General features: G+C 64.2%; 21 protein-coding genes and 1 tRNA gene. 11 read left to right on the top strand and 11 right to left on the bottom strand.

The window, feature by feature from the left end; genetic code table 11:
- Position 1: 1 nt before the first annotated feature.
- From folX to H2O77_RS03980, 4 genes are all read right to left on the bottom strand, one after another.
- Complete coding sequence (gene folX, locus H2O77_RS03995) at positions 2–406, bottom strand: dihydroneopterin triphosphate 2'-epimerase (RefSeq protein WP_043332416.1); 405 nt, start codon at positions 404–406, stop codon at positions 2–4.
- 86 nt (positions 407–492) lie between these two features.
- Positions 493–1,044, bottom strand: a complete 552-nt coding sequence (gene folE, locus H2O77_RS03990; RefSeq protein ID WP_043332418.1) for a GTP cyclohydrolase I FolE — start codon at positions 1,042–1,044, stop codon at positions 493–495.
- Positions 1,045–1,359: 315 nt separating this feature from the next.
- Positions 1,360–2,457: a serine/threonine protein kinase gene (locus H2O77_RS03985; RefSeq protein WP_215823960.1), complete on the bottom strand. Its 1,098-nt coding sequence runs from the start codon at positions 2,455–2,457 to the stop codon at positions 1,360–1,362.
- A gap of 182 nt (positions 2,458–2,639) precedes the next feature.
- Positions 2,640–3,245: a ComF family protein gene (locus tag H2O77_RS03980; protein ID WP_215823959.1), complete on the bottom strand. Its 606-nt coding sequence runs from the start codon at positions 3,243–3,245 to the stop codon at positions 2,640–2,642.
- A gap of 426 nt (positions 3,246–3,671) precedes the next feature.
- Between H2O77_RS03980 and bioB the strand changes: the two genes are divergently transcribed.
- The 6 genes from bioB (at position 3,672) to H2O77_RS03950 (ending at position 8,902) form a co-directional block, all read left to right on the top strand.
- Positions 3,672–4,850, top strand: a complete 1,179-nt coding sequence (gene bioB, locus H2O77_RS03975) for a biotin synthase BioB (protein ID WP_215823958.1) — start codon at positions 3,672–3,674, stop codon at positions 4,848–4,850.
- 6 nt (positions 4,851–4,856) lie between these two features.
- The gene (locus H2O77_RS03970) at positions 4,857–6,215 is read left to right on the top strand and encodes an 8-amino-7-oxononanoate synthase (protein ID WP_240548705.1); all 1,359 of its coding nucleotides are present in this window, start codon (positions 4,857–4,859) and stop codon (positions 6,213–6,215) included.
- The gene (locus H2O77_RS03965) at positions 6,212–7,015 is read left to right on the top strand and encodes an alpha/beta fold hydrolase (RefSeq protein ID WP_215823957.1); all 804 of its coding nucleotides are present in this window, start codon (positions 6,212–6,214) and stop codon (positions 7,013–7,015) included. The genes H2O77_RS03970 and H2O77_RS03965 overlap by 4 nt, the downstream gene beginning before the upstream one ends.
- Position 7,016: 1 nt before the next feature.
- Positions 7,017–7,877, top strand: a complete 861-nt coding sequence (locus H2O77_RS03960; protein ID WP_215823956.1) for a methyltransferase domain-containing protein — start codon at positions 7,017–7,019, stop codon at positions 7,875–7,877.
- A gap of 52 nt (positions 7,878–7,929) precedes the next feature.
- A complete protein-coding gene (bioD, locus tag H2O77_RS03955; RefSeq protein ID WP_215823955.1) occupies positions 7,930–8,718 on the top strand; it encodes a dethiobiotin synthase in 789 nt (262 codons plus the stop codon).
- 99 nt (positions 8,719–8,817) lie between these two features.
- Positions 8,818–8,902: transfer RNA gene (locus H2O77_RS03950), tRNA-Leu, on the top strand.
- Between the two features lie 238 nt (positions 8,903–9,140).
- Here H2O77_RS03950 and H2O77_RS03945 read toward each other — a convergent pair.
- Both H2O77_RS03945 and H2O77_RS03940 read right to left on the bottom strand, forming a co-directional pair.
- Entirely contained in the window at positions 9,141–9,512 is a 372-nt protein-coding gene (locus tag H2O77_RS03945) for a hypothetical protein (RefSeq protein WP_215823954.1), read from the bottom strand.
- A 134-nt stretch (positions 9,513–9,646) separates the two neighbouring features.
- Complete coding sequence (locus H2O77_RS03940) at positions 9,647–10,033, bottom strand: YnfA family protein (RefSeq protein ID WP_318527676.1); 387 nt, start codon at positions 10,031–10,033, stop codon at positions 9,647–9,649.
- Between the two features lie 171 nt (positions 10,034–10,204).
- Here H2O77_RS03940 and H2O77_RS03935 point away from each other — a divergent pair, with 171 nt between their 5' ends.
- Together H2O77_RS03935 and H2O77_RS03930 are read left to right on the top strand one after the other, a co-directional pair.
- The gene (locus H2O77_RS03935) at positions 10,205–10,657 is read left to right on the top strand and encodes a nucleoside diphosphate kinase regulator (protein ID WP_153635215.1); all 453 of its coding nucleotides are present in this window, start codon (positions 10,205–10,207) and stop codon (positions 10,655–10,657) included.
- Positions 10,658–10,878: 221 nt separating this feature from the next.
- The gene (locus H2O77_RS03930; RefSeq protein ID WP_153635214.1) at positions 10,879–11,424 is read left to right on the top strand and encodes an Mpo1-like protein; all 546 of its coding nucleotides are present in this window, start codon (positions 10,879–10,881) and stop codon (positions 11,422–11,424) included.
- 138 nt (positions 11,425–11,562) lie between these two features.
- Here the strand turns inward: H2O77_RS03930 and H2O77_RS03925 are convergent, their stop codons facing one another.
- The 5 genes from H2O77_RS03925 to H2O77_RS03905 form a co-directional block, all read right to left on the bottom strand.
- Positions 11,563–13,392, bottom strand: coding sequence for an acyl-CoA dehydrogenase C-terminal domain-containing protein (locus H2O77_RS03925; RefSeq protein ID WP_215823953.1), 1,830 nt, complete (start codon positions 13,390–13,392; stop codon positions 11,563–11,565).
- Between the two features lie 323 nt (positions 13,393–13,715).
- A complete protein-coding gene (gene cobA, locus H2O77_RS03920) occupies positions 13,716–14,921 on the bottom strand; it encodes a uroporphyrinogen-III C-methyltransferase (RefSeq protein WP_346428199.1) in 1,206 nt (401 codons plus the stop codon).
- 248 nt (positions 14,922–15,169) lie between these two features.
- On the bottom strand, positions 15,170–16,447 hold the full coding sequence (serS, locus tag H2O77_RS03915) for a serine--tRNA ligase (protein WP_043332430.1): 1,278 nt from the start codon (positions 16,445–16,447) through the stop codon (positions 15,170–15,172).
- Between the two features lie 131 nt (positions 16,448–16,578).
- On the bottom strand, positions 16,579–16,956 hold the full coding sequence (gene crcB, locus H2O77_RS03910; RefSeq protein ID WP_215823952.1) for a fluoride efflux transporter CrcB: 378 nt from the start codon (positions 16,954–16,956) through the stop codon (positions 16,579–16,581).
- Positions 16,957–17,211: 255 nt separating this feature from the next.
- Positions 17,212–18,096, bottom strand: coding sequence for a hypothetical protein (locus H2O77_RS03905; RefSeq protein ID WP_131431404.1), 885 nt, complete (start codon positions 18,094–18,096; stop codon positions 17,212–17,214).
- 358 nt (positions 18,097–18,454) lie between these two features.
- On the opposite strand from H2O77_RS03905, the gene H2O77_RS03900 reads away from it, so the two are divergent.
- The 3 genes from H2O77_RS03900 to H2O77_RS03890 all read left to right on the top strand — a co-directional run bounded on the left by H2O77_RS03900 (position 18,455) and on the right by H2O77_RS03890 (position 25,407).
- Positions 18,455–21,697: an FAD-binding and (Fe-S)-binding domain-containing protein gene (locus H2O77_RS03900; RefSeq protein ID WP_215823951.1), complete on the top strand. Its 3,243-nt coding sequence runs from the start codon at positions 18,455–18,457 to the stop codon at positions 21,695–21,697.
- A gap of 280 nt (positions 21,698–21,977) precedes the next feature.
- Positions 21,978–23,915, top strand: a complete 1,938-nt coding sequence (locus H2O77_RS03895; protein WP_215823950.1) for a sodium:proton antiporter — start codon at positions 21,978–21,980, stop codon at positions 23,913–23,915.
- 250 nt (positions 23,916–24,165) lie between these two features.
- Positions 24,166–25,407 carry a NupC/NupG family nucleoside CNT transporter gene (locus H2O77_RS03890; protein ID WP_043332439.1) on the top strand — a complete coding sequence of 414 codons (1,242 nt, stop codon included), beginning with the start codon at positions 24,166–24,168 and terminating at the stop codon, positions 25,405–25,407.
- The last annotated feature ends 230 nt before the right edge of the window (positions 25,408–25,637 follow it).

Genomic DNA, 25,637 nt, shown 5'->3' with positions numbered 1-25,637 from the left:
ACTAGTCATGTGCTTCGCGACTGTCCGAGAGGGTGATAGACACCGAGTCCGAGAAGCGCAAGGCATGCGGCTTGTCGATCTCGACCTGCGCCGTCAGCACCTGTTCGTGCGCCATCACGATATCCAGCACCTCACGGGTCATGCGTTCGAGCAGCGCGAAGCGCCCTTCCTCGACATGACGGATCAACTGCTTGGTGATGGTGCGGTAATTGAGCGCTTCACTGATGTGATTGAACTGCACGGCGCGTGCCGCGCGATAGCGGATCACCACGTTGATCACGACATCCTGGCGGTTCTGGATCTCGTCTTCATTGATCCCGATATAGGTTCTCAGGCGCAGATTCTTGATGCGAATGGTGGCGAGATCGTGATCGAGATGTTCATCGTGCAAGGCATGCATCGGCATCGGCAGGGACTCCTGATCAAGGGAAACGCGCGAGATGACTCCCAGACAAGAACGCCGCCTCGAAAGGCGGCGTCTTCACTCTGCTGTCAGCTGATCAACGTCAGGAATTCCTGACGGGTCGGCTGATTGTCGCGGAAGGCGCCCAGCATCACGGACGTCTTCATGCTGGAATTCTGCTTTTCCACCCCACGCATCATCATGCACATGTGACGCGCTTCGACCACGACGGCCACACCACGTGCACCGGTGACCTGCTGAACGGCCTCGGCGATCTGCTTAGTGAGGTTTTCCTGAATCTGCATGCGACGCGAATACATGTCGACGATACGCGCGAACTTGGACAGACCGAGCACCTTGCCAGACGGCAGATAGGCGATGTGGCACTTGCCGATGAACGGCAGCAGGTGATGCTCGCACATCGAGTAAAGCTCGATGTCCTTGACCAGTACCATCTCGTCCGTATCGGAGGTGAAGACAGCGCCGTTGACGATCTCCTCCAACGACTGTTGATAGCCATGAGTCAGGTACTGCATGGCCTTGGCCGCGCGCTTGGGCGTATCCAGCAGGCCCTCACGCTCTGGATCCTCACCCAACGCGGTGATGATCTGGCGGTAGTGGTTGGCAATCTCTTCGGTCATCCGTCTGCCTATGGTATCGGTCAGGGGCGCGCACTAGCGCACGCATAGCAGGGGTAAAGCACAAAAGTCATACACAAGCGATCAGATGGCAAGAAATCGTATAACTTCGTGTTCAATGTCAGGGCCAGATTCTACCTCAGGCATGCCGTCAACGCAGGTCTGTTCACGCGATTGTCGTATCCGTGCAACACATGCGCCCCCATCGGTAACCGATGGGGGCGCATGAAGGGGCGATGTCACTCACTTCGCCAAAGGGGCTCAGGCCTCGCGACGACCTTCAGGTCATTTCACGACTGCCAGGCCATGTCGCGATCACTAGGCCAGCCAACGCGGCGCAGACAGCGCGACGCGCTGCTGCTCCAGGCTGCGAATGTGGTCGTCCCAGTAGCCCAGGCTCGCCACGTGCGAGAAGGCCTGCGGGAAGGCGGGGTCCGACCAGCGCCGCACCACCCAGGCACTGTGACGCACCATGCGCAGTGTGCGCAGGGTCTCGATCCACTTGAGCTCGCTGCGATTGAACTCACAATGCTGCTCGTAGCCCTCCAGCACCTCGGACAGCTGCATGTGCAGCTCCGGGTCGCTCTGACCGGTCAACAGCATCCACAGGTCCTGCACCGCCGGAGCGCTCAGGCAGTCATCGAAGTCGACCAGCGCAAAGCTGTCATCACGCCCCAGCATGTTGCCGATGTGGCAGTCGCCGTGGGTACGGATCAAGGCGCTTTCCGGCCAGCTCTGCTCCGCGACCAACGGGCGCAGCGCCTCGATGACACGCTGGTAGCTGTCGCGCTGGCGCTCACTCAGCCAGTCGGAGGCCAGCACGCTGGCGCAGCTCTCTTCCAGAATCCGCAGCGGCGAGAGCGTCTCCCGCTGGCGAAACGCGCTCTTGCGCCCCACCGCGTGCACGCGACCGATCAGCTCGCCCAGCTGATAGAGATGCTCGGCAGATTCAAGCTCCGGCGCGCGCCCCACCACATGCGGGAAGAGAGCGAAGTCGAAGCCCTCGAATCGATGCAGCGTCTCGCCGGCCTCGTTCGCCCACGCGGGCGCCCCGGGGACACCGGCCTCATCCAGCTCGGCCAGGAAGGCGTGCTCCTCGAGAATCTGGGCACGGCTCCAGCGCTCGGGGCGATAGAACTTGGCCACCCAGCGGCGTCGGTCATCATCGGCGAGATGGTAGACACGATTCTCGTAACTGTTCAGCGCGAACGGCTCGCCGGGCAACCAGAAGCCCAGCGATTCGACAGCGGCCACGACACGGTCCGGCGCGAGAGCATCGAAGGGATGAAAACGCGTGTCTCCATGGCCCTGTGGCGCGGATGTCGTCGACCAGGTGTTGCCATTGGAGCGCGCATCCAACTCGCGCGAGGTGCCGGAAGATTGCGAGTCATCGGGGGAAACAGGATCAATAGGCATGGCAATTCCTCGGGCATGGACCAGCAAACGGCTGCCGGACCTTGCATGCTATGAGATTAGACCCTCTGCACGCCAGTCTTCTCCCTGATTGACCCCGCCTGCCCGCTGAGTTCAACGCCCGTTTCGAGGCTCAGCCCCGGCGGCATGTGTCGGGCAGCTCTACTTCGTGTCGCATTTACGGGTCACAGCGCCCCGCGCAAGGCCAGGGGAGTCCGCGCCAGCACGCAGGCATCGACCTCACGGGCACCGGCTCGCAGGCAGGCCTGTGCAAGACTGTCGAGCGTCGCACCGCTGGTCATGACGTCATCGATCAGCAGCACATGCTCGGGCAAGAGGCCATCAATGTCATAACGCCCACGCTGCGCTTTCAGACGCCCGCGCCTATCCCGCAGGCGCTGATCCGGCGCTGCCCTGGCCACCGCGACTGACGCCTCGTGCGGCATGCGCCTGTCGCGCACCCGCGCCATATCCCGCGGATGGCCAGCAATGACGGGGCCCAGCCCGCGACACAGTTCCGCCAGCGCATCATGGCCGCGCTGGCGACGACGATAGGCATCTGCCGGTACCAGCAATACTGCGCCGTGAGGGTGCGTCTGGCGCCACTCGCGGCAGAAGTGCGCCAGCTCCCGCTGCATGAGCTGGCGCAACAGTCGCCCGGCGCGGCGCTGATGCTGGTCCTTGTAGCGCTGGAACAGCCCCGCCAGCAACCCTTCATACCGCAGCGGCGCAAAGCAGCGTGCAAAGGCGGGCGGTGATGACAGGCACCGCGCACAGGCCTGCTGACTCAAGGCCAGTGAGACGACAGGCTCAGCACAACGCGGACAGGCATGCTGATTGCGCGCGATTCTCGCCTCGCAGGCGTCGCACCACTCGCGGCGCGATGACAGCTCTCGCTCATCAGGCGAGCGAGTCGCTAGAGAGGGAAATGAAGGGGGAGGTGAAACTGAAGCGCTCTGCCGTTCGGTCGCGCCGGGCATGGCTGTCGTCAGCTGACGCTGACAGAATGCGCAGGGTCGCGAGAGCTGCCAGTGGTCAACCAGCAGAGTTCTCATCGTTGACAGCGCCCGCGGAAACTCTATCATCTCAGTTAACCTGACCTTACTCGATGCGTTGACTGGCCACTTGCCAGCTCGGCTGCCGACTCCCGGACTCACCCACGGATGACCGGCTCAGCGCGCTCTCGCTCTGCCCGCCTGATGAAGGACCTCAAGCTCATGACCGTAGAAGCCTCCCGCGTGACCACACAAGCCACGAATATCCCTGCGCCTGCCGATGACAGCGTGGTACGCCATGACTGGAGCGTCGCGGAAATCGAGGCGCTGTTCGCCCTGCCCTTCAATGACCTGCTGTTCCGTGCCCAGCAGGTGCACCGTCAGCACTTCGATCCGAATGCGGTACAGGTCTCCACCCTGCTGTCGATCAAGACCGGCGCCTGCCCGGAGGACTGCAAGTACTGTCCGCAGTCCGGCCACTACAACACCGGCCTTGGCAAGGAAAAGCTGATGGAGATCGAGAAGGTGGTCGAGCAGGCACGTGCCGCCAAGGACGCCGGCGCCAGCCGCTTCTGCATGGGCGCGGCCTGGAAGAGCCCGCGTGAGCGCGACCTCGAAGTGGTCACCGAGATGGTGCGTCAGGTGAAGTCGCTGGGACTCGAGACCTGCATGACGCTGGGCATGGTCGATACCGATCAGGCCAGAAAGCTCGCGGATGCCGGCCTCGACTACTACAACCACAATCTGGACACCTCACCGGAGTACTACGGCGAGATCATCACCACGCGCAGCTACAGCGAGCGCCTGGATACCCTGGCCAGCGTGCGCGAAGCCGGCATGAAGGTGTGCTCCGGCGGCATCCTCGGCATGGGCGAGACCACCACCGACCGTGCCGGCCTGCTGCGTCAGCTGGCCAATCTGGAGCCACAGCCGGAATCGGTGCCGATCAACATGCTGGTCAAGGTGGCGGGCACGCCGCTGGAGAATGTCGATGACCTCGATCCCATCGAGTTCATCCGCGCCATCGCCGTGGCGCGCATCATGATGCCGAAGAGCCACGTGCGCCTGTCCGCCGGCCGCGAGCAGATGGACGATTCCACCCAGGCACTGGCCTTCCTCGCCGGTGCCAACTCCATCTTCTATGGCGAGCGTCTGCTGACCACCGGCAACCCGCAGGCCAACCGTGACCGCGAGCTGTTCGAGCGCCTCGGCCTGCACCCGGAGACCCGCCAGGAAGTCGCCAGCGACGAAGTGCGCGAGGCCGCCCTGAAGGCCGCCATGGAAGAACAGGCACGCGCCAATGTCGAGGGCAGCCTGTTCTATGACGCCACGCGCGAGGCGACGCCCGCCAGCAGCGAAGGCCAGGTGCGCGAACGCAAGCCCTGCGGCCTGGTGGTGTGATCGCTCGTGGCCACCGATACGCCCGCCAGCGCGCGCTTCAGCCCTCAGTCCAGCGCCAGCTTCACGCATCTGGAGGACCTGCTCACTCAGCGTGAGCGGGTCGGCCGCTATCGCCGGCGCCTGACGCTGGATTCCCCCCAGGGCCCCCACGTCAGCCTCGCCGGGCAGGCAGCCGATGCAGAGGCGCGCCCGCTGCTCAACTTCACCGCCAACGACTATCTGGGGCTGGCCAACCACCCGGCACTGGTCGAGGCCGGCTGTCGCGCGGCGCGCGAATTCGGTGTCGGCAGCGGCAGCGCACACCTGGTCAATGGCCACCAGCTCGCTCACCACCAGCTGGAGGCTCGCCTGGCCGAGCTGACCGGGCGGCCGCGCGCGTTGCTGTTCTCCACCGGCTTCATGGCCAATCTGGGCGTGATCGATGCACTGGCGAGCGCCTCGCGCGAGGCCGGTCGCAGCCTCGAGATCTTCCATGATCGCCTCAATCACGCCAGCCTCCTCGACGGCGCGCGCCTGGCATCCTCCGGCACCACTGCCGTACGCTCGCGTCGCTTCCACCATCGCGATCTTGAAGACCTCGAGCGCCAGCTGGCGCGCTCCCGGGCCGACGACACGCTGGTGATCAGCGATGGCGTGTTCAGCATGGATGGCGACTGCGCCGATATCGCGGGCCTGAGCCAGGCCTGCGCCCGGCACGGCGCCTGGCTGATGATCGACGATGCCCACGGACTGGGCGTGCTGGGCGAGCATGGCGAAGGACTGGTCGGGCGCGATACCCCGCTGGCTGACGTGCCGGTATTGGTCGGCACCCTGGGCAAGGCGCTCGGCAGCAGCGGCGCCTTCGTCGCCGGCAGCGATGCGCTGATCGAGAGCCTGATCCAGCTGGCGCGCCCCTACATCTACACCACCGCGCAACCGCCGCATGTCGCCGCCGCCACCCTGGCGGCGCTGGAAATCGTCGCGCACGAACCGCAGCGCCGTGAGCAGTTGCAGGCGCGCGTGCAGCAGTTCCGTGATGGATGTGTCCATCTGCTGGCGGGCAGTGGGCTCGCGCTCGGGCTGTCGTCAGCCGACAGGGAGGCATTCTCTGCCACGCTGACCCCGATTCAGCCGCTGATTCTGGGCAGCGAAGCGCGGGCATTGGCCTGGAGCGCGGCACTGCGCGAGCGCGGCGTGCTGGTCTCGGCCATCCGCCCGCCCACGGTGCCCGCCGGCAGCTCGCGCCTGCGCTTCACCTTCTCCGCCGAGCACACGGCCGAGGATATCGCGGCACTGCTCGACGCTCTCGAAGCGGTATTGGCAGCGGAAAAGGCCCAGCCCCGCTCGGCTTCCCCAACCATCAGCCCAGAAGGAGTCACGCCATGACATTGACTCGTCTGGTGCTGTTCAGCGGCTGGGGTATCGATGCGCGCATCTGGCAGCCCTTGATCACCTGCCTGCAAGCACGCCTCGCTCACGTCACTGAGACGGATGATCAGGCAAAGAGTTGCCCGCTGGAGATCATCGCGCCGGATTGGCCAGAAGAAGGCCCGCAGGCCGATTCACGGGCAGGCTCAGAACCGACAGCCTTGCAAGCCTCACTGGGCGGCGCCGATACCCTGTGGCTGGGCTGGTCGCTGGGTGCCCTGCGGGCCGAGGCGCTGGCGAAGGAGCAGGCGCCGGCCGTCCTTGTCTCGCTGGCCATGGGGCCAAGCTTCATCGACCAGGCCCCATCTGAACAGATGATTCCCGCCCTGGCACCAGAGGTGCTGAACGACTTCCGCACAGCCTTCGCGCGCAACCCCACCGCCAGCTGGCAACATTTTCTGCGCTGGCAGGCCAGTGGTGAGGCCTCTGCGCGTGACTGCCTCAGACAATTGCGCGAACTGATCGGTCGTCACCCCGTCAGTCGCGAAGCGGTGCTGGCGACAGGACTGGCGGAACTGGCCAGCCGCCAGATGTCGCTGGCACCTCAATCAGAGTTACCGCTCGAGTTCTGGCTCGGCAAGCAGGACCCGCTGCTGGCACCGGGCCTGAGTGCGGCGCTGCGCGCGCAGGGCCAGGTAGTCGCGGAATTCGAGGGTGGCCACTGCCTGCCATTGAGCGCGACCGAGGCGCTTGCCGATGCCCTGCTCGCGCGCATGGGCCTCGCCACCCACCTCAAGCACATCAGCGAGGAGGCCTGAGATGTCGATTGCCGTCAGCGTGCCACCTGCAGAGCTTGCAACGCCCCCGCTCACGCCTGCCACGAGCCGTCAGCAGGTTGCCCGCGCCTTTGATCGCGGCGCTGCCGACTACCTCACGCTGGCGCAGGCCCAGCACGCCATGGCGGCCACCCTGTTCGCCTCGCTCCCTGAGCGGCTGCCGGCCGCCGCCCGTGTGCTCGATCTCGGTTGTGGGCCCGGACATTGGACCCTCGAACTGGCGCAGCGCTACTCTGGGGCTTGCTGCATGGGGCTGGATCTCTCGCTTGAGATGCTGCGTGAAGCCGCACACCAGACGAGCGAGCTTGCGAGTGGCAGCCCTGAACGCCTGTACTGGCTACGCGCCGATGCCGAGCGCCTGCCACTGGCCGATGCGAGTCTGGACCTGGTGTTCTCGAGCCTCGCCGTGCAATGGTGCGACAGCCCTCGGCAATGGCTCGCGGAACTATCACGCACCTTGAAACCCGGCGCTCGAGCGCACATCAATACTTTGGGGCCCGGCACCCTCAAGGAAGTACGCCATGCCTGGCAGCGCGCGGATGATTCCGTGCGTCACTTCCCCAGCGCCACCCATCTTGCACGCCATGCAGAAGCCGCCGGGTTGCGCTGCCACTGGCAATTACGCCCGCGGGTATTTCACTATCCCGATGTCGCCGCGGTCATGGCCTCGATCAAGGGCATCGGGGCACAGACCGCCAGTGGCCGGCGCTTGACACGCGCCGAGGTGCAGCAGGCCAAGGCGCGGCATGAAACGTTGCGTACCGCGAAGGGATTGCCTGTAAGCTATCAAGTCATTGAACTTGTGCTCGAAAAACCGTTCAGAATTGCGTACGGACAACACTGATATTTTGCTTGAAGGCAATTACCTGCCTCGCTCGGATACAATGAAAACTGATATGAAAACCGCGGACAGCTCGTCACGGGACACTGCTACACCTGCGCGAGCCGAACATGGCATCGCCGCCTTCGTGACCGGTACCGATACCGAAATCGGCAAGACCTTCATCGCCAGCGCCCTGCTGGCACGTGCTCGCCTGCGCGGCCTGACCACGCTGGGCCTCAAGCCCGTGGCCTCTGACTGCTTCGAGAATCACGATGGTCTGGTCAACGCCGACGCCCTGTCATTGCAGGCGCAGTGCGAACCGGAAGCGGATTATGAAAGCATCAACCCCTGGCGCTTCGCGCCGGCCATCGCGCCGCACATTGCCGCGCGTCAGGTGGGCGTCAATCTCGAGGTGGCGAAAATCGCGGCGCATGTGCGGGGCCAGCAGACAAGCGCACAGCGCGACCTGCTGCTGGTGGAAGGCGCTGGCGGCTGGCGGGTACCGCTGAATGACGATGAGGATTTCTCGGACCTGGCCATCGAGCTGGGCTTGCCGGTGATTCTGGTCGTCGGGCTACGCCTGGGCTGCATCAATCATGCGCGCCTGACGCTTGAGGCCATCGAACGCGATGGGCTGGAGATCGCCGGCTACGTCATCAACCATCTGGAAGCGGATATCGAGGTCAGCGAAGACAACATGGCGACGTTGTCACGCACGCTGCGAGCCCCCTGTCTGGGTGTCGTTCCGTGGATGTGCGATGAAGATCTTTCCAATACACGCCACGCCGCCGAGCGCGCCGCCAGCTATCTGCAACTGCCCTGCGGGCTGGAATCACGTAGCGTGCATGTCGTACAGGAGTGAGGCGCTGAAGGCGCAGCACAAGGCGGGAAAATTCAGGGGATAATCGACACAAGCGATTGACTTGAAAGGCGTCACAGGTAAAATGCAGCCCTGCTTCTCGCGGAAGTGGTGGAATTGGTAGACACGCCAGATTTAGGTTCTGGTGCCGCAAGGTGTGGGGGTTCGAGTCCCCCCTTCCGCACCATCAGCAAGCCTTTGCTGATGCTCCCCAACTGCCTCGCGCAGTCAGCAAGTCCTCTCGCTTTTGTCTGTCGTGCATGCGTCGTGTCATCTGATGCCTTCTGCACCAATCGTCGTCGGTGCCTTTCCGTCGGTTGCTATACCCGTTTCACGCCCTCTCTCTGCGTTACTCTGCTTTGCAAACAACCTGCTTTGCGACCCCGGCCGATCTGCGGTGCGGTATTCGCGCGTCTGGACGAATCTCAGCGTCGTCTTAGGCTGTCCTGCAGATTGGCCAGGCTGACACGCGCCTGATCCAGCAACAGCTGGCGCTCTTCACGGTCATGATGCGCGGCATGCGCCGCGGCAAGCTGCAGGTTCACGTATTCGATCCCGCTGGTAAAGCGATAGAACTCGCGACGCGAGGCCACCTGGCGAAAGGCGTCGAGCAGCGAGGGATCAAGTGCCAGCCGCTCACCACGCGCAACGTCTGGCTCCGCCTCCACCAATGCCGATAGCAGTGGTTGCACGGCCTGATTCCATTCCTCTCTGCGCGACCGCCAGCGACCGAGCCAGAAGCCGATGAAACCGCCGATGCCAAGGCCGCCCAGCCCCCATAACCATTCCCACTGCATGCTGGTGCCTCATTGCGTCAGATCGAATTCCGAGGGTCATTGCCTCATCTTCGCGCAGTATACCCAACAATGAGCGCTCTCATGCTCAACGCCCGACATATTTAATGAAATACTAATAAACAAGGCATTTGCGCTCATTGCGCACGGGCGCCCAGCACGATGATGGCGCTACCCGCCAGGCAGACCAGTGTCCCCAGCAGGTCCCAGCGACTGGGCAACTGCTGCTCGACCAGCCACAGCCAGGCCACTGACGCGGCGATATAGACACCGCCATAGACAGCAAAGGCGCGCCCGGCGTGACTGACGTCGACCAGTGAAAGCAGCCAGGCGAACAGCGCCAGGCTGAGCATGCCGGGAATCAGCCAACCGGGGCTGCGTTCCAGTTTCCACCAGGCCCAGAAACTGAAGCAGCCGGCGATCTCGGCGAGCGCCGCCAGCGGATATATCCAGAGAATCGACATCGATGAGTCTCGCGTGAGATTGGCAGCCCTGGGTGACAGCGCCATGAAAGTTGTCGGCATCAGACGACTCCCGCACCCCGTCAAAAGCCGCTAGGATTAATTAGCGGACAATCCATGGACAATCACGGCCAATGGATTCCCTGTCCGTCTCTCCGTATTGACCAAGCCAGGATTGGCGCCGTCTTGCTGCGCATGATATCGCGCAGTGACTCGATAACAAGGAACCCCACGATGACTCGGCAACGACTGATCATCAACCGCCTGGATGCTGACCGCCTCCAGCGCCTGATCGACGCTCAGCAACACGATGATGAGCTGTCCCTTCGCCTCGAAAGCCGCCTGATCCAGGCAGAGATCGTGCCCCCCGATGACTTCCCCGAAGACCGCGTCAGCATGCGCAGCCGCCTGCGCCTCAAGGGGTCGCGCTCCGGCGATAGCGAGCTGACACTGCACTACCCTACCCCGGAGGATGGTGAGTGCATGTCGCTGCGCAGCCACCTGCCGCAACCCGAAGAGCAAGAGACCTCACTGGCGCTGTGCATCATGTCACCACTGGGCATCGCGCTGCTGGGAATGGCGGTTGGCGAGCAGATCACGCTGCCCCGGGAAGATGGCCAGAGTGACGTCATCCGTCTGGAAGCCATCCTGCATCAGCCGGAAGCCTGCGGTCAGTTCCATCTCTGAAGGGCCAGGGCCACTTGATTCACGCCTGAAAAGTGCCGGGTTCGACAGTCAGCCCTGTGCTGACACAGGCTGGCAGCGCAGCAATACGCTACGCTGACAGGAGCCAGCAGGGTTGCCGGACCCTGCTGGCTCACGCCATTGCTCCTTGACATAACACGCCATCGATCCCGCTGCGCACCTGCGCATGCGGGCATTTTCAATGTCTGTCTGGAGAATGCCTCATGGGTATATTATCGCACCCTCATGTCAAGACAGCCGCTCACCGGCGCCTGCATGAAGCTCTCGAGCACTACGCGGCCAGTCATCAACATCGTGAGAACATCCGCATGCATCTTGTCTGCGTGCCTATCATCTTCACTGCCAGCTTGATCCTGCTGTGGAGACTGCTCGGGGGGCAGGGGCTATCGAGTGAACCGGGGCTAGGTGTGTGGATGCTGCCCGGTGGCGTGGTCACCCTGGCGGTCCTGGCCGTCTATGCGCGCTTCTCCCTCAGGGTACTTGGCGTGATGGCCGTCTGGGCCCTGGCAAGCCTGGCGCTGATGTTCGTGATGCTCGGGCTCAACTGGCCGGTGACACCGATGATGCTGGCGGCCTTCGTGGTCGCCTGGGTCGGTCAGGTCGTCGGCCATCGTATCGAGGGCCGCAAACCGGCCTTCCTCGATGATCTGCGTCAGCTGCTGATCGGACCGCTGTTCGTGCTGGTCGAGCTGTTCCCCGCCATGCGTGACTGGTTGCTGAAGCAGGATGAGCCGACCGAGCGGTCATGAGCGTCCAGAGGGCATGCAGCTTGCCGACACGCCCCGATGGACAGGGATTCCGACAACACAAAAAAGCCCAGCGACCTGACACGGTCGCTGGGCTTTTCATTGGACTCTACTGACGGTCACGGTGTCTTGTGGCTTGCGTCATTGCTCCGGCGCGAAATCCTCGAGGCTGAAGGCCATCAATGGCGCGGCGCCAGCGCTGATCTGGGCCTCAATGGCGACGGCGCGCGGCAGCACGCGTGCCACGAAGTACTCCCCGAGTGCCAGCTTGCGGCGATAGAAGCCCTCACCGCTGACACCTGCTTGCGCCAGTCCACGCGCCGCAGCACGCGCCATGCGCAGCCACAGATAGCTGTAGACACACAGCCCTGCCAGGTAGAGATAGTCACAGGCCGCTGCGCCCAGCTCTTCCGGGTTGTCATCGGCGCGGGCCAGCAACTGTTCCGACACTCGCTCCAGGCGCGCAAGCTCCGTCTTGCAGGCCTCGGCGAACGGGCGGGTCTGGGCGTCATCGGCCTGACGCTCAAGCTCGGCTCGCACCAGGGCGGCAAAGCTCGCCACATGGGCGCCACGGTTGCGGTAGAGCTTGCGCCCGACCAGATCCATCGCCTGAATGCCGTTGGTGCCTTCGTAGATCATCGCGATGCGTGCATCGCGCACGTACTGCTCGGCGCCCCACTCCACGCAGTAGCCATTGCCACCATAGAGCTGCTGCGCCATGACGGTGGCATCGAAACCACGGTCGGTCAGCAGCGCCTTGGCGATCGGCGTCATGAATTGCACCAGCGCATCCGCGTCGGCCTTCACCGCGTCATCGGCGTGATATTTGACGCGGTCCAGCTGCTGGCCCACGAAGACGGCAAAGGCGCGCCCGGTCTCGTTCCAGACGCGCACCTCAAGCGCCATGCGGCGCACGTCGGGATGCACCAGAATCGGGTCGGCCGGCTTGTCAGGCGCCTTGGCCCCAGTCGGTGCCCGGCTCTGCAGACGCTCGGCGGCGAAGTCCATCGCGCTCTGATAGGCCACCTCGCCCAACCCCAGCCCCTGCAGACCGATGGAAAGACGCTCGTAGTTCATCATGGTGAACATCGCCGCCAGCCCCTGATGCGGCTCGCCGATCAGCACGCCTTCGGCACCGTCGAAGTTCATCACGCAGGTCGCACTGCCCTTGATGCCCATCTTGTGTTCGATGGAGCCACAGCTGACCGCATTCGGTGTCGCCGGCTGGCCATCGGCATCAAGCAGGTGCCTGGAGACCAGAAACAGCGAGATGCCGCGTGTCCCCGGCGGCGCATCCGGCAGCTTGGCGAGCACCAGATGCACGATGTTGTCGACCATGTCGTGCTCGCCGCCGGTGATCCAGATCTTGGTGCCGGTGAGGCGATAGCGCGGCAGCCCCAGCAGCGGGTCATCGCCCTCGAGGGGTTCGGCACGGGTGCGGATCAGGCCGAGGTCCGTGCCGCAATGCGGCTCGGTCAGACACATGGTGCCCAGCCAGTCGCCGGCATACATGCGCGGCAGAAACACCTGCTTGACGGACTCCGGCGCGTGGCTGTCCACCGCCAGACAGGCACCGGCATTCAGCGCCGGATAGAGCGCGAAGCTGGTATTGGTGGCGTAGAGCATCTCTTCAAAGGCCACGGTGAGCATCTTGGGCATGCCCTGACCACCATATTCAGGATTGCCACCCAGCCCCATCCAGCCGCCTTCAGCGAGCACCCGATAGGCCTCCTTGAAGCCCTTGGGTGTCGTGACGTGGCCATTCTCGAAACGCGCGCCCTCGGCGTCTCCGCTCAGGTTGAGTGGCAGCAGCTCGGCCTGGGTCACGCGCGCACCTTCCTCGAGAATCGCCTCGGCCAGCTCGACATTCACCTCTTCGGTGGCTGCCATACCCGCCCATTCCTGCTCGGCGGCGAACACCTCATCGAGAATGAAGCGTGCATCCTTGAGTGGCGCCTGATACTTGGCCATATCACTGTCCTCACTGACTCATGTGCTAAGGGCTTTCGCGAAAGACTTGCCTCTCACCCCGTGATGAACGACGGGCTTCGCTCAGCAGAATTCAAACGATTGCTTGAAACAATAGGCGCAATCAGATGCCACGTCATCTCGACCTTGGCCCAAGAGCCGCCCAGCCATGCGCCAGCACGATGACCAGGCCAACGATGGTCAGGCCAACGACCACCAGCCCCTCCGTGACCAGCGACACAACGCAAGACGCCGCCCCGGGGTTACCGAGGCGGCGTCTTGTCACTGCTCATGTCGCTGCTTTCAGCGCTTTCGCTACGGTCGCTCTAGACCGATACCACATTGGCCAGCGGCGTCGGGTGCTTGCCATCTTCCCACCCCAGGCTGCTGTCGGCATTCGGCGAGAACCACTTGAGCGAATCGTGCAGCTTGACCACATCCCCGACGATGATCAGCGTCGGCGGCTTGAGGCCCTGACCGGCGATCTGCGCCGGCATGTCGGCCAGCGTTGCCACATGCACACGCTGACGCGCGGTGGTGCCCTGCTCGACCAGCGCGATCGGCGTGGACGCCGCCAGACCATTGGCGATCAACTGCTCGCAGATCAGCCCCAGGCTGCCGAGCCCCATGTAGAAGACCAGCGTCTGGGCCGGGCGCGCCAGCGCCTCCCAATCCAGGTCACAGCTGCCATCCTTCAAGTGGCCGGTGACGAAGCGCACCGACTGGGCGTGGTCGCGATGAGTCAGCGGAATACCCGCGTAAGCCGCGCAACCGGAAGCCGCCGTGATGCCCGGCACGACCTCGAAGCTGATGCCGGCACCGGCCAGGGTCTCGAGCTCTTCCCCGCCGCGCCCGAAGATGAAGGCGTCACCGCCCTTCAAGCGCACTACGCGATGCCCGGCACGGGCGTAATCCACCAGCGCCTGATTGATGCCTTCCTGCGGCACGCTGTGATCGCTGCGCGCCTTGCCGACATACAGGCGACGCGCCTCCGGATTGGCCAGCGCCAGAATCTCGTGACTGACCAGGCGATCATGAATGATGACATCGGCCTGCTGCAGATGGCGCAGCGCCTTGAGCGTCAGCAGCTCCGGATCGCCCGGCCCCGCGCTGACCAACGCCACCTGGCCCTGCGTGCCCGTGAAGCGGTCCTCCTCCTTCACGGGCAATACCGCCTCGCCGGCCACCAGGCGCGGCGGAAGGCGCACGCTGGAGTCCCGGGGGTGGCTCGGCGCGAACACCATCACGTGCTGCTCGCGCGCATGACGCAGGATGCCGCGATCGCGCCCTTCGCTGCCGGTGGCGACCAGCCATAGCTGGCCGGGGGCCGGCACGGGCAACAGGGTATCGGCAACCTCCCAACCTTCACGACCACACAGGGTCTCCAGCATCGGCATGCGGGCATCGCCGTAGACACACAGGTCTGCACCGAGGCCGGCAAAACGCTCGGCCAGCGCGACAGCCTCCTGGCCGCCACCGATCAGGCACAGCTGGAGTCGTGAGGGGTCACAGGAGAGATTGAGAAATTCCATGGGGCACATCCACAAACGCGGCGAGGCTGGGGAGCAGCCTTCGATGGGTCGCATTTTAGAGCATAAGAACTACTCTCTAAAATAACCAATAAGAATAACAACCCTGATGCTACGTTGTAGTCGCGCAGAGGGAATAACGAGTGGTGCGATCGGGCAAGGCCTCTGTCTCCGCGATAAACGAAGGCCCCCGCTTCCATGGGAAAGCGGGGGCCTTGACTACGCGAATCCACTACGGCGATTCACGCACCTCAGACGTTGATGGTTTCCACCCCGCCCATGTAGCCACGCAGCGCCTGCGGCACAGTGATGGAGCCATCGGCGTTCTGATGGTTTTCCAGCACGGCGACCAGGCAGCGGCCCACGGCCAGACCGGACCCATTCAGGGTATGCACCAGCTGCGGCTTCTTCTGACCTTCGACACGCACACGCGCCTGCATGCGGCGCGCCTGGAAGTCACGGCAGTTGGAGATGGAGGAGATCTCGCGGTAGGTCGCCTGGCTCGGCAGCCAGACTTCCAGGTCATAGGTCTTGGCGGCGGCAAAGCCCATGTCGCCGGTGCACAGGGTCACGGCACGGTACGGCAGTTCCAGCGCCTGCAGGATGGCTTCGGCGTGGCCGCGCATCTCTTCGAGGGCTTCGTCGCTCTTCTCCGCCGCGACGACCTGTACCATCTCGACCTTGTCGAACTGGTGCTGGCGAATCATGCCGCGGGTATCACGGCCATAGGCACCGGCTTCACTGCGGAAGCACGGGGTATGGGCGGTGAACTTGAGCGGCAGACTGCCGGCGTCGATGATCTCGTCGCGCACCATGTTGGTCAGCGGCACTTCGGCGGTCGGGATCAGGAAGAAATCTCGATCATCGTTGAGCTTGAACAGGTCTTCCTCGAACTTGGGCAGCTGGCTGGTACCCATCAGGGAATCGCGGTTGACGATATAGGGTACGTAATATTCTTCGTAGCCATGCTCCAGCGTCTGCTTGTCGAGCATGAACTGCACCAGCGCACGGTGCAGACGCGCGATGGAGCCATGCATCACGGCGAAGCGTGAACCGGTGATCTTGACCGCCAGCTCGAAGTCCAGCTGGCCCTTGAGCTCACCGAGGTCCACGTGGTCGCGCACGTCGAAATCGAACTCACGCGGCGTGCCCCAGCGGTGCAGCTCGACGTTGTCGCTTTCGTCAGCGCCTTCCGGCACTTCGGCGTCCGGCAGGTTCGGCAGGCTGGCCGCCATGGCGTCGGCCTTGGCCTGCAGCTCATTGAGCTCGGACTTGGCGGCGTCGAGACGCTCGCCCAGATCACTGACTTCTGCCAGCAGCGGCGCGATGTCTTCGCCGCGTGCCTTGGCATTACCGATGGACTTGGAGCGGGTGTTGCGCTCGTTCTGCAGGGATTCCGTCTCGACCTGCAGGTCACGGCGGCGCGCTTCCAGCGCGGCAAAGGCTTCGGTATCCAGCTGATAGCCACGACGTGCGAGGCGCTCGGCAGTCGCTTCAAGATCAGCGCGCAGAAGTTTCGGGTCCAGCATGTGGGAAGGCTCTCTCGTCGGATCACTCAGGCCGCATCGCGGCGCGGAAAGGTTATGCGCACTAGTCTACCTCAGCCATGCCCTGCTTCGCAGCCGCCCAGGCGACAGGATGGCGCGCCCGGGCGCGGGAATCACAGCAGAACGCGTGCGATCTTCATGCCCAGCGCGACCATGCCCAGACACGCCACCACACTGACGGCGACATAGACCAGCCCCGCGAGCATGCGTCCGCTCATCATCAGATTGAGCGCCTCGAGGGCAAAGGTGGAAAAGGTGGTGAAGGCGCCGGTGAAGCCGGCCACCATGATCGCCTGCCAGACGGGGGCCAGCTTGAGCTCCTGGGTCACCCAGATGAACAGGAACCCCATCAGGCAGCTGCCGATCAGATTGACGCCGAGGGTCCCCCACGGGAAACCACGCCCGGCGGCGGCGCCGATCCAGCCACTGACAAGATACCGTCCCAGCGCCCCGATGGCGCCGCCCGCTGCTACTGCCAACCAGGTTCCCATGTGCCTTGTATGCCCCGTGCTCGATTCATTGCGAGTGAGCGCTGGGCAACGCCATGGATCGGCCGCCAGCCACTCTGGCACCCGAGGGTGCCGCCTAGCGCTCTATTGTAGGAAAATCGCCAGCCACGGGGAATCCACGACTCACGAAAGGCAGGTTGAACAAAGCACGACACCCGCGATGCGCCTCCTGACCAATGGGCATCGCGGGTGTCTGAGGGGTGGCTGAGAGCGGAAGACATCAGGCGGCAGAGCGTCTCATTCACTGCCGGGGGACGCACTGCCCTGCTCGATCTCCGCGCGCAGTTGCTCCAGCACATGCTGCCATTGGCGGTGTGCGCCTTCCTTGCCCCCCAGCTGCTCCAGACCGCGTGCCGTCCAGGTGCCGGGGGTGCCGATACGCGAGGCAAGCTCGCCGGGCGGAGTATCGGGGTGGGCTTCCATCAAGGCCAGCGCATCACGCAACTGCGCCATCAGCAACAGGCGCGCCTGGGGGCCGCTCATGCCGGGCACCGTCTGGAACCAGTCGAGCAACGCCTGCTGTTGCGCCATCTGCCAGGCATTCACGCAGACCGCCAGCATGCTGGCCTCGAAGGCCGCTTCATCATCGAAGGCGATGATCTGCCGGACCGCCGGCCCGAGCAGGTCGCGCGTCAGCGGGTCTTCCGGATAGAGCGTGAGGGCGCTCTGCCCTTCACAGACCGCCAGCCCCGTCATCACCCGCACCACTCGCGCCGGCGCGAACCAGCGCTGCAGCTGCTGCAGTGGCACCCCGGCCGCCAGCACCATCAGGTGATGATCCTTGCTCAGCGCGTGGCTTTCACGCAGCTCACTTGCCAGTGCCTCGAGCTGCTCTGGCCGCACGCCGACCAGCAGGCACAGGCTCGATTCACACACCGCGACATTGCTTACGTGGCGGATGGCACCGAAACGCCAGCCCAGACGGTGACTGCGCACGTCGTTGCGCGGCGAGAGATGAAATTCCAGATCATGCCGCGAGCGGCCTTCGCGCTGACAACCGCGCGCCAACGCGACCAGCAATGACTCCGCCAACTCCCCCACCCCCAGCACTCCCAATCGCGTGGGCGGCTGGCGAGACTCGCGATGACAGGTGGAGGTCGAGGAATAGGTGGACGATGCCATGAGCTAACTCCTGATGACTCAGCGGAAGAGGGAAGACAGCTTCAAGGGAAGAAACGGAGGGGATATGCCATGACGGCCTGCCTTGCGATGGCTGACGGTACCACTGAAGCGGCGACTGACGCCTGACAATCGCCCGCAGCATGTGCACATCATCCCCCTTGCTGCTTGCATTCGGGCGCACACACCTTGATTTGATGACTCCTCACAGCGTAGTCATTCCTCACTCCTTTCACCTGAATTCCCGTCTCGCGAGTGACGCAATGCCGCGCTGGGCTGGGGCCACACGCCCAGCTCAGGTAAGCTTAGGCCCATTGGCCCTGGATGCCTGCCTGACGCGACTCACTGCCCGAGCGAGATCATGACCGAACGCCTGCTGGATATGCCCGCCCCCGTCGATTCCCTCTATCTGGACTTCCTGGCCGCCCTGCGAGATGCAGGCTTTGCCGGTGACATCAGTCCGGACTACGCCAACCGCACCGTGTTGTCGACCGACAACTCGCTCTATCAGGTGCTGCCTCAGGCCGTGGTCTACCCGCGCCATGCCGAGGATGTCCAGCGCATCGCGCGCCTCTCCCACGAGCCACGCTTTTCGGGCGTCACCCTGGCGCCACGCGGCGGCGGTACCGGCACCAATGGCCAGTCGCTCAATGATGGCGTGCTGGTGGATGTCTCGCGGCACATGAACCGCATTCTCGAGATCGATGTCGAGAACCGTCGCGTGCGCGTCGAGGCCGGCGTGGTGAAGGACCAGCTGAATGCCGCGCTCAAGCCGCATGGGCTGTTCTTCGCCCCGGAGCTCTCGACCTCCAACCGCGCCACCATTGGCGGCATGATCAATACCGATGCCTCCGGTCAGGGCAGCTGCGAATACGGCAAGACGCGTGACCACGTGCTGGCGCTCGACAGCGTCCTGCTCGACGGGACACGGCTGTCGAGCCATGCCATCGATGATGCCGAGCTCGAGACACTGTGTGCACGTGAGGATCGCGTCGGTGAGGTCTACCGCACCGCACGCGCGATCGCCGATGAGCGCGCCGAGGAAATCGCCGACATCTTTCCGCCGCTCAACCGCTGCCTGACCGGCTACGACCTCGCCCACCTGCGCGAGGCCGATGGTCGTTTCAACCTCAACAGCCTGCTGTGCGGCGCCGAGGGCACGCTGGGCTTCGTGGTCGAGGCCGAGCTGAATGCGCTGCCCATCGCGCCCTGCTCGACGCTGATCAACCTGCGCTACGCAAGCTTCATGGACGCACTGCGCGACGCCAAGGCGTTGATGTCGGTCGAGGGCAATCGCCCGACCTCCATCGAGACGGTGGATGACACCGTGCTCAACCTCGCCATGCAGGACTTCGTGTGGGATAGCGTCGAGGAATTCTTCCCGGCCAGCGCCGAAGGCACCCCGGCCATCGGCGGTATCAACCTGATCGAATTCAATGCCGACAGCGAAGAGGTGCTGGATGCCAAGGTCCGCGCCTTCAGCGAGCACCTGGCCAGCGATACCAGCGTCGAGCGTCTCGGCTTCACCGAAGCCCGCGGTCGCGCGCAGATCGGTCGTGTCTATGGCATGCGCAAGCGCTCGGTGGGCCTGCTGGGCAATGTCGACGGCGAAGCCCGCCCGCTGCCCTTCGTCGAGGATACTGCCGTTCCGCCGGAACATCTGGCCGACTACATCGCCGAATTCCGCGCCGCGCTGGATGCCCGTGGCCTGCGCTATGGCATGTTCGGTCATGTCGATGCCGGCGTGCTGCACGTGCGCCCGGCGCTGGACATGAAGGACCCCGCCCAGCAGGCAATGATCCGCGAGATCTCCGATGAGGTCGCAGCCCTCACCCACAAGTACGGTGGCCTGCTGTGGGGCGAGCACGGCAAGGGCGTGCGCTCCGAGTACTCCCCTCGCTTCTTCGGCAGCCTCTACGGCGCGCTGCAGGACGTGAAGGCGGCCTTTGACCCGCACAACCAGCTCAATCCGGGCAAGATCGCCTCCCCCCGCCTGTCAGTGGCGCTGGTCGAGGACGCTGGCGCCAGCGAAGGGGGCAGCGAAGAGGGCAGCGAAGGGAGCAGCCAAAGCGCCAAGCGTGATCGCGCTGACAGCGCCGTCGAGGCCTTCGACCCCCGCTTGATGCGCATCGATGACGTGACCATGCGCGGCGATCTCGACCGTCAGATCGATGAGCGCGTGTGGCAGGAATACGCCAGTGCCGTCTACTGCAACGGCAATGGCGCCTGCTACAACTACGACCCCAACGACGCCATGTGCCCGTCGTGGAAGGCGACTCGCCAGCGCATCCACTCGCCCAAGGGGCGTGCCAGCCTGATGCGTGAATGGCTGCGCCTGGAAGGCAACGCCGGCCGCGACGTGATCGCCGAGGCCCAGGCCACGCGTATGCCGGGCCTCAAGGGCACCGGCATGTGGCTGGCGCGTCTGCCGGCGCGCCTCAGCGCCTCGCTCAAGGCACGCCGTGCCGGCACCGCACAGACTGAGGGTCAGTCTGACGCCAACTTCGACCAGCAGGTCTACGACGCCATGTCCGGCTGCCTGGCGTGCAAGTCCTGCGCGGGCCAGTGCCCGATCAAGGTCAACGTGCCCGATTTCCGCAGCCGCTTCCTTGAGGTCTATCACCATCGTTATCAGCGTCCGCTGCGCGATTACCTGATCGGCAGCCTCGAATTCGTGCTGCCGTGGGCCGAACGCGTCACGCCGCTCTATAACGGCCTGCTGACCAACAAGCTGGTCAGTCGTCTGCTGGAAGGCCCGATCGGCATGGTCGATGCGCCGCGCCTGTCACGCGCCAGCCTGCGCAGACAGCTCAAGAGCTGGGGCGTGTCCGAGGCGACGCCGACCCAGCTGGGCCGTCTGACCGAATCCCAGAAGGCCAGAAGCGTGATCCTGGTGCAGGACGCCTTCACCAGTCACTTCGAGGCCCAGCTGGTGATCGACATCATCGAGCTGCTGTCGCGACTCGACATCCATGTCTTCGTCGCGCCCTTTGCCCCCAACGGCAAGCCGCTGCAGGTGCAGGGCTTCACCGGCGCCTTCCAGCGTACCGCGCGTGCCCAGGCCGAGCGTCTCAAGGCGATCGCCGACTTCGGCGTGCCGCTGGTCGGCATCGACCCGGCGATGACCCTGACCTATCGTCAGGAGTACGTGAAGACCCTCGGCCCGGACGCGGTGCCTGATGTCCTGCTGCTGCAGGAATGGCTGATCAGCCTGCGCAAGCTGCTGCCGGTCGGCGTCACCAAGACGGTGCTGGGCAAGATGGACCCGGGCATGAAGCTTCTGAGCCACTGCACCGAGAGCACCAATGCCCCGGGCTCGGCCAAGGCCTGGCAGCAGGTCTACTCCGCCTTCGGCCTCAAGCTCGAGACCATCGCCACCGGCTGCTGCGGCATGTCCGGTACCTACGGCCACGAAGCGCGCAATCTCGAGACCTCGCGTGCCATCTATGACCTGTCGTGGAAGGCCGTGGTCGAAGACGACGCCAATCAGGGCAAGCTGGTCGCCAGTGGCTATTCGTGCCGCAGTCAGAGCAAGCGTTTCTCCGGCAGCCAGTTGCCGCATCCGCTGCAGGCATTGCTGCCACTGCTGCGTCGCGCCCAATGAGTGATCGCGTCTGCCCGACGCCATCACGTGGGCACGACAGAGAAAGGAAATGAGGAGAGCGCGATAAGGCAACGCGACGTTGCATACCACGGAATCAATCGCTAGGCTGCGCCCTTTCGGCCTGCCGCGCGGCAGCTGAGTGGCGCCTGCCCCTGCTTCAAGCCTGTGCAGACCAGCAGGGGCAAGGGCCACTGACAGACGGCTGAGACACAACGAAACGATGAGCGGTGACCGCAACAGTGGCACCGCTCATTTTCGCTGACTCCAAGGAAGACACCCGATGACCGAACCTGCTCTGGCCCTGACCCTGATCGGTCTGATGGCCCTCGGCTGCCAGTGGCTGGCCTGGCGCATGCGTCTGCCCGCCATCCTGCCGCTGTTGATCGTCGGCATCCTCGCCGGCCCCGTCACAGGTTGGCTGAAGCCGGATGAGCTGCTCGGCGATCTCTTGTTCCCGCTGGTCTCGCTGGCGGTGGCGGTCATCCTGTTCGAGGGCAGCCTGACGCTGGACTTCAAGGACCTGCGCGGCCATGGCCATATCGTCAGGCGACTGGTCACCACCGGCGTGGTGATCACCGGCGTGATCGGCACCGTGGCCGCCCACTATCTGCTCGACATGCGCTGGGAGATGGCCGCCGTGCTCGGCGCCCTGCTGGTGGTGACAGGCCCGACGGTGGTGATGCCATTGCTGCAGACGCTGCGCGCGCGCGGCAACCTGACCCAGATCCTGCGCTGGGAAGGCATCATGATCGACCCGGTCGGCGCGCTGCTGGCGGTACTGGTCTATGAGTACGTCGCGCTCGGCATGACCGGCAATGCGGCCTCGCATACCCTGTTGCTGTTCGCCCAGACGGTGGGCCTCGGGCTGGGCATGGGGGCACTGGGTGGCTGGTGCTGGGGGCTGGTGCTGCGTCATTTCTGGCTGCCGCAGAAGCTGCACAACTTCGGCACCCTGATGGTGATGCTGGGGCTGTTCGCCATCTCCAACACCCTGTTCCATGAATCCGGCCTGCTGACCGTCACCGTGATGGGCGTGTGGCTGGCCAACATGCGCGGCGTGCCGACCCAGCAGATCATCGAGTTCAAGGAGACCCTGACGGTTCTGCTGATCTCGGGACTGTTCCTGCTGCTGGCGGGGCGCCTGACCGTCGAGCAGCTGTCCCTGCTGTCGTGGCCGGCGTGGATCTTCCTGGCGGTATTGATGTGGGTCGCACGCCCCCTGACGGTCTGGCTGTGCACCCTGGGCAGCGGGCTGACGCTGCGCGAGAAGGCCCTGCTGGCCTGGCTTTCACCGCGTGGCATCGTCGCGGCAGCGGTCGCCTCGCTGTTTGCCCTCAAGCTCGAATCCCAGGGCATCGAGGGCGCCGAGATGCTGGTGCCGATGACCTTCCTGGTCATCATCGGCACGGTGGTGGTCCAGAGTCTGCTGTCGCGTCCCATCGTCAAGGTGCTGGGCGTCGGCGAGCCACCGCCCTCGGGGTTCCTGATCCTGGGCGCCAACTCGGTGTCGCGCCAGGTCGCCCGTGAACTGGTCGATGCCGGCTTCTCGGTGCGCCTGACCGATACCAACTGGGACGCCGTGCAGGAAGCGCGCATGGCGGGCCTGCCGGTCTACTACGGCAATCCGCTCTCCGAGCATGCCGCCCAGCATCTCGAGCTGACCGGCATCGGCCACCTGATGCCGCTGTCGCCCTATCGCGAACTCAATAGCCTGGCCGCGCTGCACTTCGAGCACATCCTGGGTCATGGGCGTGTCTTCCGACTCGCCGAGGACAATGGCAAGAATGCCAAGCGCCAGCAGGACCAGGCGCTGGGGCATCTGCCGCTGCTGTTCGATGGCAAGATCACCTATGCCAAGCTGGCGAGCCTGCTTTCTCAGGGCGCGCAATTCCGGCGTGCGCGTATCACCGAGAGCTTCAGCCTCGAGGATTACCGCAGAATTCATGAAGAGCGCCTGCTGCCGCTGTTCTGCATCAGCAGTCAGGGTCGCATCCGGATCGCCAACACGGCCGTGGCGCTGGAGCCCAAGGCCGGCGAGACGCTGATCAGCCTGATCCATGCCGACTCGCCGGAGCTGAACAAGACCTCCCAGCCCAGGACCGACAAGGCCGAAGCTCCCCAGGCCGACAAGGGCGCGGGCAGCAAGTCATCACAGACGCCGCCGGGCTCGGGGTCAGGCCCCCTGCCGGCCAGTCGATTGCCGGGTGCCGGCACCTGACAGCAGGCATAGTCAGCATCACGTCGGAATATCACGACGGAAGGCATGAGGCTCGCCCATGGCGGGCCTCGTGCGTGTTGACGCAGGTACGCCTCGCGCGATTCACAAAAAATCCGTCAAACGTTAGTGGCAGACTCCGACAGAGGGCAAAAATACTGGTAGAGTACGCGCCAGTTTTGGCCATACCGTCCTGTGGCCAGCGCTATTGCCTTGTCCTCAACGTAACACCTACGCATTCAGGAGCTGCTTGATGCAGATCGTCATGGGCCTGGTGGGCGTCTTCGCCCTGCTGGGGATTGCCTTCCTTCTCTCTGAAAACCGACGCGCCATCAGCCTGCGCACCGTACTGGGTGCCTTTGCCATCCAGGCGATGCTGGGGATCTTCGTGCTCTACGTGCCTGCCGGCAAGAGCATGCTGCTTGGGCTCAGCGAAGGTGTACAGGCCGTAATGTCCAGTGCCAACGTCGGCATGGACTTCCTGTTCGGCGGCCTGGTCAGCGACAAGATGTTCGAAGTCTTCGGCGGCGGCGGCTTCGTGTTCGCGCTGCGCGTACTGCCGATCATCGTGTTCTTCTCCTCACTGATCGCGGTGCTCTATCACCTGCGCGTGATGAACGTCGTGATCAGCGTGCTCGGCGGCGGCCTGTCGAAGGTGCTCGGCACCAGCCGTCCGGAGTCCCTGTCCGCGGCCGCCAACATCTTCGTCGGCCAGACCGAAGCCCCGCTGGTCGTGCGTCCGTTCATCGCCGGCATGACCCGCTCGGAGCTGTTCGCCGTGATGACCGGTGGCCTGGCCTCGGTGGCCGGTTCCGTACTGGTGGGCTATGCCTCGCTGGGCATCGACCTCAAGTACCTGCTGGCAGCCTCCTTCATGGCGGCGCCGGGTGGCCTGCTGATGGCCAAGATGCTGATCCCGGAGACCGAGACCAAGACCCAGAGCGTCGAAGAAGCGCTGGGCAAGGACATCGATCGCCCGACCAACGTCATCGACGCCGCCGCCTCCGGCGCAGCCTCTGGCGTGCAGCTGGCGATCAATGTCGGCGGCATGCTGCTGGCCTTCATCGCGTTGATCGCGCTGGGCAACATCATTGTCGGCTGGGTCAGTGGCCTGTTCGGCTATGAAGACATCACGCTGCAGCTGCTGCTGGGCTATGCCTTCGCACCGGTGGCCTGGGTCATCGGCGTGCCGTGGCACGAAGCCATCCAGGCGGGTAGCTTCATCGGTCAGAAGCTGGTGCTCAACGAGTTCGTCGCCTTCGCCGATCTCGCCAGCCACCAGATCAAGCTGTCCGAGCACTCTGAAGCCATCATCATCTTCGCACTGTGCGGCTTCGCCAACCTGTCCTCCGTCGCCATCCTGATGGGCGGCCTGGGGCTGATGGCTCCGAACCGTCGCGGTGATATCGCGCAGATGGGCATGAAGGCGATTCTCGCCGGCACCCTCTCCAACCTGATGTCAGCGAGTCTTGCCGGTCTGTTCCTGTCTCTCTAGAGACGCTCGCTTGTGAGCCAGTCTCCAGAGAACTGGCTTCTGTAGCATGAGCTTCCATGGAGCAGACACCGCCAACTGGCCAGACCGTCATCTCGACAACGCCCGCCCCGTGCGGGCGTTGTCGTATCTGGCACAACCTGAGACGTAGCCTCTGACTTACCCTCTGCTCGCCCTCTGACTTCTCCCCCTGAATGACCGCACCTGAGCAGCCCTGGGTGGCAGCCAGCGCA

It is taken from the genome of Cobetia sp. 4B, assembly GCF_018831605.1.
Classification (GTDB): Bacteria; Pseudomonadota; Gammaproteobacteria; order Pseudomonadales; family Halomonadaceae; genus Cobetia; species Cobetia amphilecti.
This window is presented reverse-complemented; position numbering and strand designations above follow the sequence as displayed.